10 protein-coding genes are annotated in these 17,042 nt (G+C 69.9%); all 10 read left to right on the top strand.

Annotated elements, in window-relative coordinates:
* Nucleotides 1-70 precede the first annotated feature (70 nt).
* A complete protein-coding gene (locus ACWTSU_RS03555) occupies nt 71-871 on the top strand; it encodes a PTS mannose/fructose/sorbose/N-acetylgalactosamine transporter subunit IIC (protein ID WP_455136668.1) in 801 nt (266 codons plus the stop codon).
* Nucleotides 861-1,967 (top strand): PTS system mannose/fructose/sorbose family transporter subunit IID, encoded by a 1,107-nt coding sequence (locus tag ACWTSU_RS03550; protein ID WP_455138503.1) that lies wholly within the window; start codon nt 861-863, stop codon nt 1,965-1,967. Before ACWTSU_RS03555 ends, ACWTSU_RS03550 begins: the two co-directional genes overlap by 11 nt.
* Nucleotides 1,968-2,121: 154 nt before the next feature.
* Complete coding sequence (locus ACWTSU_RS03545) at nt 2,122-2,850, top strand: GntR family transcriptional regulator (protein ID WP_455138502.1); 729 nt, start codon at nt 2,122-2,124, stop codon at nt 2,848-2,850.
* Between the two features lie 29 nt (nt 2,851-2,879).
* On the top strand, nt 2,880-4,046 hold the full coding sequence (gene agaS / locus ACWTSU_RS03540) for an SIS domain-containing protein (protein WP_455138501.1): 1,167 nt from the start codon (nt 2,880-2,882) through the stop codon (nt 4,044-4,046).
* Nucleotides 4,047-4,102: 56 nt separating this feature from the next.
* Nucleotides 4,103-5,269: an N-acetylglucosamine-6-phosphate deacetylase gene (gene nagA / locus ACWTSU_RS03535; protein WP_455138500.1), complete on the top strand. Its 1,167-nt coding sequence runs from the start codon at nt 4,103-4,105 to the stop codon at nt 5,267-5,269.
* 340 nt (nt 5,270-5,609) lie between these two features.
* A complete protein-coding gene (locus ACWTSU_RS03530; RefSeq protein ID WP_455138499.1) occupies nt 5,610-6,929 on the top strand; it encodes a lipase family protein in 1,320 nt (439 codons plus the stop codon).
* A 374-nt stretch (nt 6,930-7,303) separates the two neighbouring features.
* On the top strand, nt 7,304-11,971 hold the full coding sequence (locus ACWTSU_RS03525) for an acyl-CoA dehydratase activase (RefSeq protein WP_455138498.1): 4,668 nt from the start codon (nt 7,304-7,306) through the stop codon (nt 11,969-11,971).
* Nucleotides 11,968-12,606 carry a TetR/AcrR family transcriptional regulator gene (locus tag ACWTSU_RS03520; RefSeq protein ID WP_455138497.1) on the top strand — a complete coding sequence of 213 codons (639 nt, stop codon included), beginning with the start codon at nt 11,968-11,970 and terminating at the stop codon, nt 12,604-12,606. The genes ACWTSU_RS03525 and ACWTSU_RS03520 overlap by 4 nt, the downstream gene beginning before the upstream one ends.
* 594 nt (nt 12,607-13,200) lie before the next feature.
* Complete coding sequence (gene pheS, locus ACWTSU_RS03515) at nt 13,201-14,280, top strand: phenylalanine--tRNA ligase subunit alpha (protein ID WP_455138496.1); 1,080 nt, start codon at nt 13,201-13,203, stop codon at nt 14,278-14,280.
* A gap of 40 nt (nt 14,281-14,320) precedes the next feature.
* Nucleotides 14,321-16,789: a phenylalanine--tRNA ligase subunit beta gene (pheT, locus tag ACWTSU_RS03510; protein WP_455138495.1), complete on the top strand. Its 2,469-nt coding sequence runs from the start codon at nt 14,321-14,323 to the stop codon at nt 16,787-16,789.
* The last annotated feature ends 253 nt before the right edge of the window (nt 16,790-17,042 follow it).

Here is a 17,042-nt window from a genome sequence, read left to right as displayed (position 1 = left end):
CCGGGCGTCCCGGCGCCCGAGCGGCACGGAAAACCTTCGCGTAAGGAAACCCTGAAAGGAGGAGCATTAGATGGACGTCTCAATCGTTCAGATCGTCCTGATCTTCATCGTCACGTTTATCGCGGCAATCGATCAGTTCGACTTCCTTGAGTCGCTGTACCAGCCGATCGTGACTGGTGCCGTCGTCGGTGCTATCCTCGGTGACCTCAACACCGGCCTGGTCGTTGGTGGCACCTATCAGCTCATGACCATCGGCAACATGCCGATCGGCGGTGCGCAGCCGCCCAACGCCGTCATCGGCGGCATCATGGCTGCCATCTTCGCGTGCACGCTCGACAACGTCGACGCCAACGCGGCCGTCGCCCTCGCCATCCCGTTCGCCCTGCTCGGCCAGTACGGCGTGACGCTGTTCTTCACGCTCCGCGCGCCCCTGCTCGAGTTCTTCCGCGGCTGCGCGGTCAAGGCGGACACCAAGGGCATCACCAAGTGGACCGTGGTCTCCGAGGCCATTCTCGGTCTGCTCTTCGCCTTCATCGTGACGCTGTTCTTCATCGGCGGCCAGACCTTCGGCCAGCAGGTCGTTGACGCGATCCCCGAGTGGCTCAACAACGGCCTCTCCGCCGCCGGCAACATGATGAAGTTCGTTGGCTTCGCGATCCTGCTCAAGATCATGATGAGCCGCGACATGTGGGGCTTCTTCTTCATGGGCTTCGGCCTCGCCCTCATCGCGAGCAACATCCCGGCCATCTCCGGCCCGGCCCTGCTCATCCTCACCCTCATCGGCTTCGGCATCGCCTTCTGGGACTTCCAGCAGCAGACCGAGCTGAAGGGCGCTGTCTCTGACGGAGGTGACTTCTCCGATGGCATCTAAGACTGAGTTCGAGGTTCCGGCGCAGTATGAGGATCTCACCCCGGCGCCAAACGTTGACCAGAAGACGCTGAACCGCATGGCTCTGCGCTCCTACTGGCTCCAGTCCTCGTTCAACTACGAGACCATGCAGTCCGGCGGCTGGCTCTTCGCCATGATCCCCGGCCTCGAGAAGGTCCACACGAACAAGAACGACCTCGCGGCGTCGATGTACCACAACCTGGACTTCATCAACACGCACCCGTTCCTCGTGACCTTCGTCATGGGCATCGTGCTCGCCCTCGAGCAGAACAAGGTCGACACCCAGACCATCCGCGCCGTCCGCATCTCCGCGGCCTCGCCGCTCGGCGGCATCGGCGACGCCCTGTTCTGGCTGACGCTCGTGCCGATCACGGCCGGCATCACCTCCAACATGGCCATCGAGGGCAACCTCGCCGCGCCGATCATCTTCCTGCTCGTGTTCAACATCGCGCAGGCTGCCTGCCGCTTCGGCCTGATGAACTGGTCGTACAAGGTCGGCACCGCCGCCATCGACGCGCTGACCGCCAACATGCAGGCGTTCACCCGTGCCGCCTCCATCCTCGGCGTCTTCGTCGTGGGCGCGCTGACGGTCACGATGGGCACCACCCAGATCAACCTCGCCATCCCCAACGGCACCACCCGTGGCCTCGCCGCCACGACCGTGGTCGTGTCCAACGAGGAGGCCCAGAACTTCGCGGACCTCGCCGTTGACACCGAGACCGCCGAGGCCGGCACCCTCGCCATGACCGACATGGAGGGCAACCCGCTCACCGCGGCCGACGCCGAGGGCAACGCCGTCGAGACCGGCATCGTCGACCTGGGCAACGGCATGAGCCAGGTCACCTACGGCACCGTCACCGAGGACGCTGTCAGCTACTCCGTGGCCGACACCCTCGACTCCGTGCTGCCCAAGCTCGTCCCGCTGGCGCTCGTGCTGATGCTCTACTTCCTCTTCGCGAAGAAGAACTTCACGCCGCTGAAGGGCATCGTCCTGCTGCTCATCATCGGCATCGTGGGCGCCCTGCCGCTCAACGAGTGGCTCGGCCTCGCGTGGTGGCCCGCTACCGGCATCTGGTAGTCGCGCAACCCCGGGCGGGGAGGCGCGCGACGTCGCTCGCGCGTCACCCCGCCCCTCTTGTCTCTCGTCCCGCCGTATGGCCGGACCGCGTGTCGGATGGCAGGACCGTCCGACCCGCGACCTGGGCATATCGCGTCCGTTCGAAAGGGGCCCCGTGTCCGGCGTCACAAAGAAGCAACCGCTCTACGACCAGCTCGTGGACCTGCTCCGCGAGAAGATCGACAGTGAGCTCGAGCCCGGCGACCTGCTGCCCTCCGAGCGCGAGCTTTCGGAGCGCTACGGGCTCTCGCGCACCACGGTGCGCCTGGCCCTGCGCGAGCTCGAGTCGCTCGGGCTCATCACGCGCGTCCACGGCAAGGGCACCTTCGTGGCCGACTGCACCCGCGAGGCCACCAACCTCATGGGTGCCTACAGCTTCACCGAGCAGATGCGCGGCCTCGGTCGCGTGCCCAAGACCACGATCCTGGAGTTCGACGTCCGCGAGGCCACCAAGACGCTCGCGGAGCACCTCGGCGTGCGACTGGGCGACAAGCTCTTCCGCATGCGCCGGCTGCGCCTCGCCGACGACGTGCCCATGATGGTCGAGCGCACCTACCTGCCCGCCGCCGAGTTCGGCGGCCTCACGCGCGAGCTTCTCGCCTCGCGTCCGCTCTATGACATCATGGAGCAGGTCTATCACGAGAAGATCAGCTCGGCCGAGGAGGAGTTCTACGCCTCCATCGCCCGCAGCGCGGATGCCGGTCTGCTCGACATCCCCGAGGGCGCGCCGGTGCTCGAGCTCGTGCGCACCACCAGAAACGATCGCGGCGTGATCGTCGAGTACACGCACAGCGTGGCCCGCGCCGACCAGTTCAAGTACAAGGTCACGCACGTACGGAGCTAGGCCGCGGCCTAGGGAAGGGAGCACTGCACATGTTCGAGAAGGACGTCGAGTCCCTCACCAAGCTGGGGGCGCAGATCACCACCGCCGAGATCGCCCAGCAGCCTGAGCTGTGGCGCGACACCCTCAAGATCTACCAGGACAACGCGGAGGCCGTCGAGGCGTTTCTCGCCGAGGCCCGCGCGATGGGAGAGAGCCGCCTCAGCGTGGTCTTCACCGGCGCCGGCACCTCCGACTACGTGGGCGACACCGTGGCTCCCTACCTGCGCCACGCCGGCGACGCCTCGCTCTACGACTTCAAGCCCGTGGCCACCACCGACATCGTCTCGGCGCCGCGCGACTTCCTGAACCCCGATGAGCCCACGCTGCTCGTCTCGTTCGCGCGCTCAGGCAACAGCCCCGAGTCGCTGGCCGCCGTGCAGGTGGCCAAGACGTTCGTGAAGAACGTGCGCTTCCTCAACATCACGTGCGCTCCCGAGGGGCGTCTCGCCGTCGAGTCCGCCGACGACCCGGCCGCCCTCACGCTGCTCATCCCGCGCGCCAACGACAAGGGCTTCGCGATGACCGGCTCCTACAGCTGCATGGAGCTGCTCTCCGCGCTGATCTTCGACACCGCCCCCCTGGACGAGAAGGCCGCGTGGGTCGAGACCGCCGCGCGCATGGGCGAGGCCGTGGTGGCGCGCGAGGGCGAGGTCGCCGATTTCCTTGCCGGTGACTTCAACCGCGTGACCTATCTGGGCTCCGGCTCCTTCGTGGGCCTGGCGCAGGAGAGCCAGCTCAAGATCCTGGAGCTGGCGCACGGCCTGGTGGCCACCTCCTGGGACAGCTCGATGGGCTATCGCCACGGGCCCAAGAGCTTCGTGGACGAGAAGACCCTCGTCTTCGTCTTCATGAGCAACGACCCCTATACCCGCCAGTACGACCTCGACATCCTGAACGAGATCGCCGGCGACGAGATCGCGCAGCGCACCATCGCCGTCCAGCAGGACGCCGGCACGCTCTTCGAGGGCGACGCGTTCACCTTCGTCGGCGAGCCGACGCTGCCCGAGGCCTACCTCGCGCTGCCGTTCGTGATGGTGGCGCAGACGGTCTCGCTGCTCAACTCCGTGCGCGTGGGCAACACGCCCGACACGCCGAGCCCCACCGGCACCGTCAACCGCGTGGTCAAGGGCGTCACCATCCACCCCTTCGAGTCCTGATGTGGAAAAGTGTGGAAAAGGGACAGTCCCTTTTCCACATAGTTAAGGAGCGAGACATGAGCACCTTTGCCATCAAGGCGGACCGCTTCGTGCTGCCCGGCGCCACCATGGCCGGCGGCTACCTCACCGTGACCGACGGCGTCTTCGGCACCTGGTCTGAGGAGGCGCCCGACTGCGAGATCCATGACCTCACGGGCTGCGTCGTGGGCCCGGGCCTGGTGGACACGCACATCCACGGCTTCTTCAACCACGCCACCACCGACCGCGAGGCCGCCGGCATCAACGCCTCGAGCGAGGAGCTGGCGCGCCGCGGCACCACCTGCTGGCTGCCGACCACGTTCACCGAGTCCGTCGAGCAGATCGAGGGCTCCTGCGCCGCCATCGCCGAGGCCGACGAGAGCCGGGGCGAGGACTTCGTGGGCGCGCGCATCGGCGGCATCTACCTGGAGGGGCCGTTCTTCACCGAGGCCCACGTGGGCGCGCAGAACCCGGCCTACCTGATCGACCCGAGCGTCGAGGCGTTCGACCGCTGGCAGAGGGCCGCCGGCGGGCGCATCGTCAAGAGCGCGCTCGCGGCCGAGCGCGACGGCGCGTGCCCGTACTGCGCCGCGCTCGCCGCCCGCGGCGTGGTGACCTGCATCGGCCACTCCGACGCCACCTACGACCAGGCGCTCGCCGCGGTCAACTCCGGCGCGAGCTGCTTCGTGCACACCTACAACGGCCAGCGCGGTCTGCACCACCGCGACCCGGGCGTGACGGGCACGGCCATGACCACGCGCAACACCTACGCCGAGATCATCTGCGACGGCCGCCACGTGGTGCCCGCCGCCATCAAGGCGCTCGTGGACGCCAAGGGCTGGGAGCGCACGGTGCTCATCACCGACTGCCTGGGCTGCGGCGGCATGCCCGAGGGCGAGTACATGTCCGGCGGCCTGCCCGTGGTGATGAAGGGCGGCCTGTGCTACCTGCGCAACGAGGACGGCACCACCGGCTCGATCGCGGGCTCGGTGCTGACGCTCGCGCAGGGCGTCAAGAACATGGTGGACTGGCAGATCGTGACCGCCGACCAGGCCATCCGCATGGCCACCGAGGTCGCGGCCCGCTCGGCGCGCATCGACGACCGATTTGGCCTCATCCTGCCCGGTCGCGCCGCCGACCTCACGGTCTTCAACGCCGACATGACGCTCGCGGCCACCTACGTGGGCGGGAGGCTCGTGGCGTAGCGCCCGGGTCCAGAGATCGCGTGTGGCGGGGCGGGTGCCTTCGGGTGCCCGCCCGTTCCGTGCGCGGCGAGGCGTCACTCTCGTTCCGGTTCCTGTGTCCCGGCTCTTCTCGGGCATTAACCCGCAAATTCTGACATTCACAAACCTTAATCCTGCGATTATATGAATGTGAAATCATTTTTTACGGGTTATTGCGGAGCGTGGGCGAGAAGGGCGCGGGGCAGGCGGGCGAGAAGGGCGCCGGCCGTCCTCCTAAGAGTTTCGTCACGTTGGGCGGCGCCGCGCCGGGGCGGCGGCACGGCCGGGTATGATGGGACGACCACACGGGGAGGAGGCACCGGTGTCGCTCGGACGTGGGGACAGACGCTCGAAGCCGCGCCGGCGGGGCGCCCTGCTCGCCCTGCTCGTGGCCGTCGCGGTGCTCGACAGCGCCACGCTCGCGGGCGCCGCGGTGCTGCACGCCCGCCGGCTCGACCGCGTGAGCGGCTCGAACGCGGTGAGCGCGCCCGCGCTCGACGCGGACGACGGCGCGACGGGCGCCTTCACCGCAACCGTTGACTACGCCGCGCTCTTCTCGGCCGACGGCCACCAGGTCTCCTCGGAGGTCGCCTGGGACGACGACTGGTTCTTCTCGGACCCCACCTCCTACAACCACGAGCTCGCGCACACCTGCGCCGTGCTCAGCGCCGTGGCCAACGCCGAGAGCGCCTACTACCAGCAGGGTTCCGACGCGCCCCCCTATGCCGAGCGGGCCTTCGCGCAGCTGGGCTTCGACGAGGTGTGCACCGACTCGTATCGCTACCGCAGCGAGGTGCTCGACGAGGTGCTCGGCGTGGTCGAGGGCAACGACGTGGTGGCCTACACGCTGGCCACCAAGCGCGTGCGCTCCTCGGTCACGGGTGAGGAGAGGCTCCTCACGGTGGTGGCGGTGCGCGGGTCGTACGGCTCGGAGTGGCTCTCCAACGCGCGGCTGGGCGACGGCTCCGGGGACGACGGGGACCATCTGGGCTTCACGCTCGCCGCGCAAGAGATCGCGGCGGACCTCGAGGAGCGCGCCGCGAGCGACGACTCGGGCCTCGAGCGGGTCTACCTGTTCTGCGGGCACAGCCGCGGCGGCGCCGTGGCGAGCCTCTTGGCCAGCTACGCGGACGACGCGGCGTCCGGTGCTCACGCGCTGACCTCGGCGGACGACGTGTACGCCTACGCCTTTGCCACGCCGCGCTGCACCACCGCCGCCGACGCCCGCGACGCGCGCTACGACAACGTCTTCAACGTGCTCAACCCCTCCGACGTGGTCCCGATGCTGCTGCCGGCCGCGTGGGGCTACGACCGCTACGGCCGGGACGTGTGGCTGCCCGCGCTGGACGGCGCCTCGGCGCGCGACGCGGAGCTGGCCGGTGCCATGAGCGAGGCGTATGCGCGGACCATGGGCTCGGCGTGCCCCTGCGAGCCAGGCGACCGGGCGGCGGCCGAGGCGCTCGTGGCCGGCGTGGTCGCCGGCGCCTCGGGCCCCGAGGAGCTGCTCACGCCGTCCGGGCTGGGCGGGCTCGCCGGCTCCTGCCTGGGTGCGGACTGGGGCCAGCTGCTGACCGACCACTACCCCAACACCTACGTCGCCTGGCTCGAGGCCACGAGCGCCGGCGACCTCACGCTATCCTGACGCCGCGACCGGCACGCCGCGGTGGCCGCTCCGTCGCGTCCCGCCCGTATCCTTCTCGCCCGCCTGTCGTGTCCCGCGCCGGCCCTTCTCGCCGCGTGCCGCACCCGTCGGTCCTTCTCGCCACGCCTCCCGCATCGCTGCCCCGCGCAAACAACCCGCAAAAAATGATTTTATAATCATATAATCGCAGGATTAAGGTTTGTAAATGTCAGATTTTGCGGGTTATTGACCGCATGCCGAGAAGCCCGTCCCGTCGCGGCGCAGCAGTCGCCAAGCCATCTGTTTTTTTGAACACACCGTTCAAAAAACCGACCCGTGGCGTGCGGAAACGGGTAGAGTCCATCCGGTCAGGACATCGGACGATTGGCGTGCGCATGGGTGAGGCGAGAAGGACGCTCGACGTCGGCATCGACGTCGGGTCGACGACGGTGAAGGTCGTGGCGCTGGAGGGGACGGGAGGCGACCGCACACCGGTCTTCTCGCGCTACGTGCGCCATGGCGCGCGGCAGGCGGCCACGGCGGCGGATCTCATCGAGGAGCTCGCCGCGCGGTTCCCCGACGCCGAGCTACGCGCCGCGCTCAGCGGGTCGGGCGCCTCGGCGCTCGCCGACGCGCTGGGCCTGCCCTTCGTGCAGGAGGTCGTGGCCAACTCGATCGCCGTGCGCGCCCGCCACCCCGAGGCGCGCTGCGCCATCGAGCTGGGCGGCCAGGACGCCAAGATCGTCTTCTTCGATCGCGACCCCAACTCCGGCGAGCTCACGGTCTCCAACATGCGCATGAACGGCTCGTGCGCGGGCGGCACCGGCGCCTTCGTGGACGAGATCGCGTCGCTTCTGGACGTGCCGGCGGAGGACTTCGACGCGCTCGCGGCGGCGGGCACCACGGTCCACGACATCTCGGGCCGCTGCGGCGTCTACGCCAAGACCGACATCCAGCCGCTGATCAACCAGGGCGTGCCCAAGTCCGACATTGCGCTCTCCTCGCTGCACGCCATCGCCAAGCAGACCATCGGCGGCCTGGCGCAGGGCCTCGACATCGTGCCTCCGGTGGTCTTCGAGGGCGGCCCGCTCACGTTCAATCCCACGCTCGTGCGCGTCTTCGCCGAGCGGCTGGGCCTCTCCGACCGAGAGGTCATCGTGCCGGAGCACGCCGAGACCATGATCGCGCTCGGCGCCGCGCTGGCCGTGGACGACCTCTTCTCGGGCCGCGACCGGGCGCTCGACCCCGCGACCGCGGTGCCGCGCCTGCGCGAGCTGGACCGCCACCCGGCGGCGGTCGCGGACGCCGACGCCGCGCCGCCGTTCTTCTCGTCCGACGCCGAGCGCCGCCGCTTCGAGGAGCGCCACGCCGTGCCGGGCGAGGCCCCGCACGAGCCGTCGCCGGGCGAGGTGGTGCGCGCCTACCTGGGCATCGACTCCGGCTCGACTACCACCAAGTTCGCCCTGGTGGGCGAGGACGGCCAGCTCGTGGACTCGTTCTACTCGTCCAACGAGGGCGAGCCGCTCGACGTGGCCGTGGCGGCCCTGCGCGAGCTGCGCGACCGCTACCGCAGCCACGGAGCGCTCCTGCAGATCCTGGGCGTGGGCACCACCGGCTACGGCGAGCTGCTCTTCGCGCGCGCCCTCCAGGCCGACTACCACGTGGTCGAGACCGTGGCGCACGCCCACGCGGCCCGCGAGCTGGTACCGGACGCCACCTTCGTGCTGGACATCGGCGGACAGGACATGAAGGCCATCTGGCTGGACCACGGCGTCATCACCAACGTGGTGGTCAACGAGGCGTGCTCGTCGGGCTGCGGCTCGTTTTTGGAGACCTTCGCCAGCTCGCTGGGCATCCCCGCCGAGAAGATCGCGGAGGCTGCCTTCCGCTCGCAGGCGCCGGCGCGCCTGGGCAGCCGCTGCACCGTCTTCATGACGAGCAGCGTGGTGAGCGAGCAGCGCAACGGCAAGACCCCCGACGACATCATGGCCGGCCTCTGCCGCTCGATCATCGAGAACGTCTTCACCAAGGTCATCCGCGTGCCGAGCATGGACGCGCTGGGCGAGAGGATCGTGGTGCAGGGCGGCACCTTCAGAAACGACGCCGTGCTGCGCGCCTTCGAGCAGCGCGTTGGCCGCCCCGTCACGCGCGCGCCGCACGCGGGGCTCATGGGCGCCATCGGCGTCGCCGAGCTCGTGCGCGAGCGCATGGGCGCCGCCGCGCGCGAGAGCGGCCACCCGGTGACCTCCACGTTCATCGGTCTGTCCGCGCTCGACGACTTCACCTACACCACCGAGTCCAACCTGCCGTGCCCGTTCTGCGCCAACCACTGCCGGCGCACGCGCGTGAGCTTCTCCACCGGCGGCGGCTGGGTGACCGGCAACCGCTGTCCGCGCGGCGAGGTCGTGGGCGACCCCACCGACCAGGACGTCCGCGCCCGCGAGCGCGCCGTCCGCGAGCGCACCGCGCGCGTGCCCGACCTCTTCCGCGAGCGCGAGCGGATGCTCTTCGAGAAGTACCCGGTGAGGTCCGTGCGCGACCTCGGCGACGAGGCGCCGGTGATCGGCATGCCGCGCGTGCTGTCGCTGTGGGAGTGGGCGCCGTTCTGGACCACGCTCGTGCGCGCCGTGGGCTACCGCGTGCGCCTCTCGCACAAGAGCACGCGCGCGATGTACGAGGAGGGCCTGCCGGCCGTGACCTCCGACACCGTGTGCTTTCCGGCCAAGCTCGTCCACGGCCACCTGCGCGATCTGCACAAGGCGGGCGTGGACCGCATCCTCATGCCGTCGGTGACCACCGTGCCCTCGGACAACGCCTCCGAGACAAGCCACTCGATGTGCGCGGTGGTCAAGGGCTATCCGCTCGTGGTGCGCAACTCCGACAACCCCGAGCGCCGCTGGGACACCCCGCTCGACGCGCCGCTCTTCCACTGGTACACCACCGAGGACCGCGACCGCCAGCTCGGCGCGTGGCTCAGGGAGTGGGCGGGCGTCACCGACGAGCAGGCGGCCGACGCCATCCGCCAGGCCGCTGCCGCGCAGGCGAGCTTCCGCGAGCGCCTGGAGGCGCGCGGGCGCGAGGTCCTGTCCGCGGCGCGCGAGCGCGGGGAGTACGCCGTGGTTCTCGCCAGTCGGCCGTACCAGAACGACGCCCTGGTCAACCACGACCTCCCGCGCATGTTCGCGGACGCGGGGATCGCGGTGCTCACCGCCGACGCGGTGCCCGGCGTCCATGACGTGGACCTCTCGCGCAGCCGCATCGACGTGGTCAACAACTTCCACGAGCGGATCCTGGGCGCGGCCCTTCTCGCCGCGCGCGACGACGCGCTCGAGTTCGTGCAGCTCGTGAGCTTTGGCTGCGGGCACGACGCCTACCTCTCGGACGAGGTCGTCCGCCTGATGGGGGAGACGTCCGAGAAGACGCCGCTCATCCTCAAGCTCGACGAGTCCGACGCCACCGGCCCCCTGCAGATCCGCGTGCGCTCCTTCGTGGAGACGGTCCGCGAGCGCCGGGCCACGCGCGCGGCCGAGGGCGACGCCGCCCCCGCCCCGCGCGAGCTGCCCGACCCGTACCCGCAGAAGTTCGAGCGGGGCGACGAGAGGCGCCTCACCGTGCTCACGCCCAACACGTCGCACGCGTTCAGCCGCATCATGTCCGCGTCGGTGCGCCGCCAGGGCGTCAACGCGGTGCCGTTGCCCGTGGGTCGCGAGGAGGCCATCCGCCTGGGCAAGCGCTACGTGCACAACGACATCTGCTTCCCGGCCCAGATCGTGATCGGCGAGGCGCTGGCCGCGCTCGAGAGCGGGAGGTACGACCCCAACGCCACGGGCGTGCTGATGGCCAAGTACCTGGGCGACTGCCGCCTCACGCACTACGGCGCGCTTTTGCGCAAGGCGCTCGACGACGCCGGCTACGAGCAGGTGCCCATCATCACCAACGACGGCGAGGACGCGCACGACATGCACCCGGGCTTCCGCCTGGGCCTGCGCGCGTCGATCGACCTGGCCTTCGCGCTACCGATGATCGACGTGCTCGAGGAGTGGCTGCGCAAGGTGCGCCCCTACGAGGAGGAGGCGGGTGCGGCCGACCGCGCCTTCGAGCAGGGCATGGACGCGCTCGTGGACGGCCTGGCGCGCCACGGCGTCCGCGGCGCCGCCCGCGGCTTCAGGAGCGCGTGCGAGCTGCTCTCGGCCGTGCGCCGGCGCGACGTCGAGCGCCGCCCGCGCGTGCTGATCGTGGGCGAGTACCTGCTCAACTTCCACCCCGGGGCCAACCACGACGTGGAGGCCTACCTCGAGGCCAACGGCATGGAGGTCGTCGAGGCCCGCATGACCGACGTCATCCAGAAGAGCTACTTCTACAAGGACGCCCAGGCGCGCGAGTACCACGTGGGTCTGCCCGCGCGCGAGAAGGCGTGGAACGCGCTGGTCGACAGGGTTTTCTCGCTGGCGCACGACCTCACCGACCGCATAGCGTCGCGCTTCGAGCTCTTCGAGCGGCCGCCGCGCCTGCCGGAGATCGTGGGCGCGAGCGACGGCATCATCCACCACACCTTTGACGCGGGCGAGGGCGTGCTCATCCCGGCCGAGATCATCCACCACGCGCAGCGCGGCGTGCGCAACTTCGTGATCCTGCAGCCGTTTGGGTGTCTCCCCAACCACGTGGTGGGCCGCGGCATCACCAAGCGCCTCAAGGAGCTCTACCCCGACGCACAGGTCCTGCCGCTCGACTACGACCCCGACGTGAGCTTCGCCAACGTTGAGAACCGCCTGCAGATGCTCATCATGGACATGCGCGCCGACGTGGCGCCCGAGGGTGCGGCGTCGCTGGAGGTGCGCGCCCGGGCCACCGACGCCGGCGTGAGCCTGGAGGACCTGGCGGCCGCCGTGGGCATGGGCGTCAACGAGCTCGTGAGCGAGGTCAGCGCGGGCGTCGACGAGCTGGGCGGGCTTCTCGCCGACATCGCTCGCGCGCTCTCCGAGCCCGACGGCGAGCGCGGGCGAGAGGGTCGGTCCGGGCGGCGCGCGCGGTCCGGGCGGACGGCCCTCGGGGGCGCCCGATGAGGTGCGCCGGCTCCGGCCGCGCGGCGGCCCGGATGCGCGACCGCCTGGCCGACGCGTTCTGGCGCGTGCTCGAGGACGAGCGCGTGGACGGCGTCTCCGTCGGCGCGGTGTGCGAGGCGGCCGGCGTGAGCAGGGGCTCGTTCTACTATCACTTCGAGGACCGCGCGGAGCTGCTGAGCTGGGCGCTGCAGCGCGAGATTCTCGACGCCGACCGCGCGGGCACCCCGCTCGTGCAGCTCATGGCCGCCGGCGAGAGGTGCGACGGCGAGGCGCTCCGGGCGGTGGAGCGCACCATCGGGCGCCTCTGCCTGCTCATCGACCACGGGGGCATGGACGTGGTCTACAACGCGATGGCCGAGACGGCGTTCGGCTACTGGCGCGCCGTCCTGTGCCCGGGCGGGGAGGAGCTGCCCTCCGGCGTGGTGGCGATACTTGAGTACGACGTGGGCGGCATGGTGGGGATGCTCTGCCGCGCCGGCGCGAGCTCCGACGACGAGCGCCGCAGCTCGCTCGCGTTCCTTCGCGAGCGCCACGTGCTGATCGCGCGGCGCATCTGCCGAGAGGAGGGCCTCACGGCCGAGCAGCTCCGCGCCCGCACCGCCGCGCTCGACGCCCGCTGCGCCGTCCCCGCGTAGCCGCCGCGCCCTTCTCGCCGCGCGGGCGCCCGTGCTGCGGGCCCTTCTCCGTCACGCCCTTCTCGCCGCGCGGTCCTCGCGCCCCAAAGACCGCGTCCCGCTCACGTTCAGAAAGCTTGAGTAGGTCGACAATCGCCAAACAGGGCCTTCCGGAGGCCCGTTTTGTCGATTCTCGACAAACTCAAGCAACCTGAAAGCGCCGAAGAAGCGAGAAACGCGCGCTCGCGCCCGCCGAGAAGCACGGCGGACTCGTCGGCGAACGGCGCGGGCGGCTGTGCTACCATGTCGACCCAGGCGATGACGGAGAGGTTCGGGCGTCGCGTTGCCAGCGGACAGAGACGGGGGTCACCGGCTGAGAGCCCCCTCCAAGGCAGAGGCCCGGAGTTCACTCCACCAGCTGCGACCTGAACATGTGGAAAAGGGACTGTCCCCTTTCCACGTCAGTAGGGAAGCCGTCGGCCCCACGGCACGGGGCGAGAAGAGCGGGCGCGCGGGAGAGACAACCCACGCGCCAACCGAGGTGGTACCGCGGATCACTCCGTCCTTGGGCAGCGTCTGTCCGAGGGCGGTTTTTTATCGAGAAGGGATGACACGATGTCGATGTCCGACGACCTCAAGACGATCGAGGCGCAGGTCACAGACGGGCTCGCCGCCGCCGAGAGCATGGAGGCGCTCGAGGCCCTACGCGTGAGCGTGCTCGGCAAGAAGGGCCAGCTCACGGTCATCATGCGCTCGATGGGCAAGCTCAGCCCCGAGGAGCGGCCCGCGATGGGCAAGCTCGCCAACACCGTGCGCGCCAACGTGGAGGCGGCGCTGACCGCCCGCCGCGAGCAGCTCTCCGCCGAGCTCATGGAGCGCAAGATGGCGGCCGACGCCTGTGACGTCACGCTGCCCGGCCGCCGGCTCAGCCAGGGCACGCAGCACCTCATCAGCCAGATCCGCGAGGAGATCGAGGACATCTTCTGCGGTCTGGGCTACACCGTCGAGGACGGCCCCTACGTGGAGTCCACCTGGTACAACTTCACCGCGCTCAACGCCCCGGAGGACCACCCGAGCCGCTCGGCCAAGGACACCTTCTACGTGGTGGACAACGCGCCGGGCACCGTGCCCCACGCCGAGACCTCCCGCGTCCAGGGCGAGTCGGACATCCTGTTGCGCACCCAGACCTCGGGCGTGCAGGTGCACGTGATGGAGCGCCAGCAGCCGCCCATCTACATGATCTGCCCGGGCACGGTCTTTCGCCCGGACACCGCAGACGCCAACCACCTGCCGCAGTTCACGCAGGTCGAGGGCCTGGTGGTGGACGAGGGCATCACCTTCGGCGACTTCAAGGGCACGATGGACTACTTCCTGCGCGAGATCTTCGGCAAGGACCGTGCCACGCGCTACCGCCCGCACTTCTTCCCGTTCACCGAGCCCAGCTGCGAGGTCGACGTCTCGTGCGGTGTCTGCGGCGGGAAGGGCTGCCGCTTCTGCAAGGGGACGGGCTGGCTCGAGATCCTGGGCGCCGGCATGGTGGACCCCAACGTCTTCGAGTACTGCGGCATCGACCCCGAGCGCTACACCGGCTTCGCCTTCGGCATCGGCGTGGAGCGCGTGGCGGCGCTGCGCTACGACCTGCCCGACCTGCGCATGCTCATGACCGGCGACATGCGCTTCCTGCGTCAGTTCTAGTCGCCGTCAGTCCCGATCCCCGCGCGCAAAGGAGAAGAACATGCGCATCTCATATGAGTGGCTCAAGTCCATGGTCGACGTGCCCGACGACCCCGCCGAGCTCGTGGCCGACCTCACCCGTACCGGCACCGAGGTCGAGGCCGTCGAGAAGGTCGGCGCCAGCCTCGAGCACGTGGTCACGGCCCGGGTGGTGAGCAAGGTCCGCCACCCCAACTCCGACCACATGTGGCTCTGCCAGGTGGACGTGGGCGAGAAGAACGTGGACGAGCAGGGCAACCCCGTCCCGCTGCAGATCGTCTGCGGCGCCCAGAACTTCAACGAGGGCGACCACATCGTCTGCGCCATGATCGGCGCGGTGCTGCCCGGTGACGTCAAGATCAAGAAGAGCAAGCTGCGCGGCATCGAGTCCTGCGGCATGAACTGCTCGGAGCGCGAGCTCGGCCTGGGCTCGGACCACGAGGGCATCATGATCCTGCCGCCGGACGCGCCGGTGGGCATGGACTTCACCGACTACCTGGGCTCCTCCGACACCGTGATCGACTGCGAGATCACGCCCAACCGCCCCGACTGTCTCTCGATGACGGGCTTCGCCACCGAGGTCGCGGCGATCCTGGACGAGGACACCCACGTCGAGCTGCCGCGCCTGGAGTCCACCTCCGGCCCGGAGGCCTCCGAGCTCGTGGACGTGACGATCGCCGACCCCGAGCTCTGCAGCCGCTACACCGCGCGCGTGGTGCGCAACGTCAAGATCGGTCCCTCGCCCGAGTGGCTGGCGCGCCGCGTGGCTGCCGCGGGCGGGCGCTCGATCAACAACGTGGTGGACGTCACCAACTACGTCATGTACCTCACGGGCCTGCCGATGCACGCCTTTGACCTGGGCACGCTCTCCGAGCGCGACGGGCGCCGCCACATCGTGGTGCGCGCCGCGGCGCAAGGCGAGAAGCTCACCACGCTCGACGGCCAGGAGCGCGTGCTCACGCCGGACATGGCCGTCATCTCCGACGACGGCGGCGTGGCCGTGGGGCTCGCGGGCGTGATGGGCGGCCTCGACTCCGAGATCACCGAGAGGACCACCGACGTCCTTCTCGAGGTCGCGAACTTCTCGGCCGGCCACATCTCGCGCACGAGCCGAAACCTCGACCTCATGAGCGAGGCCTCCATCCGCTACGAGCGCCAGGTCGACGGCACGGCCTGCGACGAGGTGTCCAGAATCGCGGCGGCGCTGTTCGAGCAGTGCTGCGGCGCCGAGGTCTGCCCCGGCGTGGTGGACGTCTACCCGGGCGAGGCGGACGACGCGCCGGTCACGATCGCGCTGCGCCCGAGCCGCGTGCGGATGCTCTCCGGCGCGGACATCCCCGAGGACTTCATGGTCTCGCGCCTGCGCCGCCTGGGCTGCGCGGTCGAGGCCGCGGGCGACGATGCGCTCAGCGTCACGGCGCCCACCAACCGCCCCGACCTCACCCGCGAGGTCGACCTCATCGAGGAGATCGTGCGCCTGTGGGGCGAGGGCGACATCGCGCCGACGATTCCCGCCGCGCGCAACCACGCCGGCGGCCTCACGCTGGAGCAGCGCCGCGTGCGCAAGATCGGCCGGGTGCTGCGCGCCTGCGGCCTCTCCGAGACCTCCACGTACTGCTTCGCCGCGCCCGACGACCTCAGCCGCCTGGGCATCCCCGAGACCGGCCGCGGCGTGCCGGTGAGGATCATCCGCCCGCTGGTGGCCGAGCAGTCCGAGATGCGCCGCGACATGCTGCCGGGGCTGCTCCGCTCGGTTGCCTACAACCTCGACCACGGCGTCGCCAACGTGGCGCTCTACGAGATCGGCCGTGTGTTCTTTGGTCACGAGGGCAGGAGCCTGCCCGACGAGCCGAGCTACGTCTGCGGCGTCCTGTGCGGCAAGCGCGCCGACGACGCCTGGAACCAGCGCTTCGACGACTACGACTTCTTCGACGCCAAGGGCGTGGTGGAGGAGCTTCTCGACGAGCTGCGCGTGACCAAGGTGCGCTTCCGCGCGGCCGACCCCGAGCAGTACCCGTGGCTCCAGCCCGGTCGTGCCGCCGAGGTCCTGGCCGGTCGCGGCGAGCTCATCGGCTGGGTGGGCAACGTCCACCCCAAGGGCCTGCGCGCGATGGGCGTGGACGCGCCGGTGGTGGCCTTCGAGCTCTCGCAGGCCGCGCTGCTGCGCCTGGCCCACGACGAGCTGCCCTACCGGGACGTCCCCACGCTGCCCGGCGTGGACGTGGACCTGGCCATCGTGGTCGACGAGTCCGTGAGCTGCGAGACCCTCATGCAGCGCATCACCTCCGCCGGCGGGAAGCTCCTGTCCGACGTGCGCCTCTTCGACGTCTACCGCGACGAGAAGCGCGTGGGGGCGGGCAAGAAGTCCATGGCCTTCTCGCTGACGTATCGCGCGGCCGATCGCACGCTCACCTCCGAGGAGGTCGAGAAGGCCCACGAGAAGCTCGTGACCAAGGTCTGCAAGGCCACCGGCGGCGAGGTCCGCAGCTAGCGGGCGTCCGCCAAGGCCGACGCAGTTGTCCGGGGCCCGCGCGTCCGTTGACGTGCGGGCCCCGGACGTTTTTGGGGTCGGAACCGTCAGGAGGTCGCACCTCTCCCGTTGACGTGCGGCGAGCTGACGATTTGGAGCGCGAAAGCGTCCGGAGGCCGCACCTCAACGGACGCGTCCCGAATTTTGGTGTAGGCGGCGACTCGGCCGGCGCCCGGAGGGGCGCGGCCGTTCCCTAGAATCGCAGTCACCACAA

Source organism: Thermophilibacter sp. (assembly GCF_966187215.1).
This window is presented reverse-complemented; position numbering and strand designations above follow the sequence as displayed.

What these genes read in the sequence shown, in the direction of transcription:
- ACWTSU_RS03555 (WP_455136668.1), top strand. Translation starts at nt 71, where the DNA reads ATGGACGTCTCAATCGTTCAGATCGTCCTGATCTTCATCGTCACGTTT.
- ACWTSU_RS03550 (WP_455138503.1), top strand. Translation starts at nt 861, where the DNA reads ATGGCATCTAAGACTGAGTTCGAGGTTCCGGCGCAGTATGAGGATCTC.
- agaS (WP_455138501.1), top strand. Translation starts at nt 2,880, where the DNA reads ATGTTCGAGAAGGACGTCGAGTCCCTCACCAAGCTGGGGGCGCAGATC.
- nagA (WP_455138500.1), top strand. Translation starts at nt 4,103, where the DNA reads ATGAGCACCTTTGCCATCAAGGCGGACCGCTTCGTGCTGCCCGGCGCC.
- ACWTSU_RS03525 (WP_455138498.1), top strand. Translation starts at nt 7,304, where the DNA reads ATGGGTGAGGCGAGAAGGACGCTCGACGTCGGCATCGACGTCGGGTCG.
- ACWTSU_RS03520 (WP_455138497.1), top strand. Translation starts at nt 11,968, where the DNA reads ATGAGGTGCGCCGGCTCCGGCCGCGCGGCGGCCCGGATGCGCGACCGC.
- pheS (WP_455138496.1), top strand. Translation starts at nt 13,201, where the DNA reads ATGTCGATGTCCGACGACCTCAAGACGATCGAGGCGCAGGTCACAGAC.
- pheT (WP_455138495.1), top strand. Translation starts at nt 14,321, where the DNA reads ATGCGCATCTCATATGAGTGGCTCAAGTCCATGGTCGACGTGCCCGAC.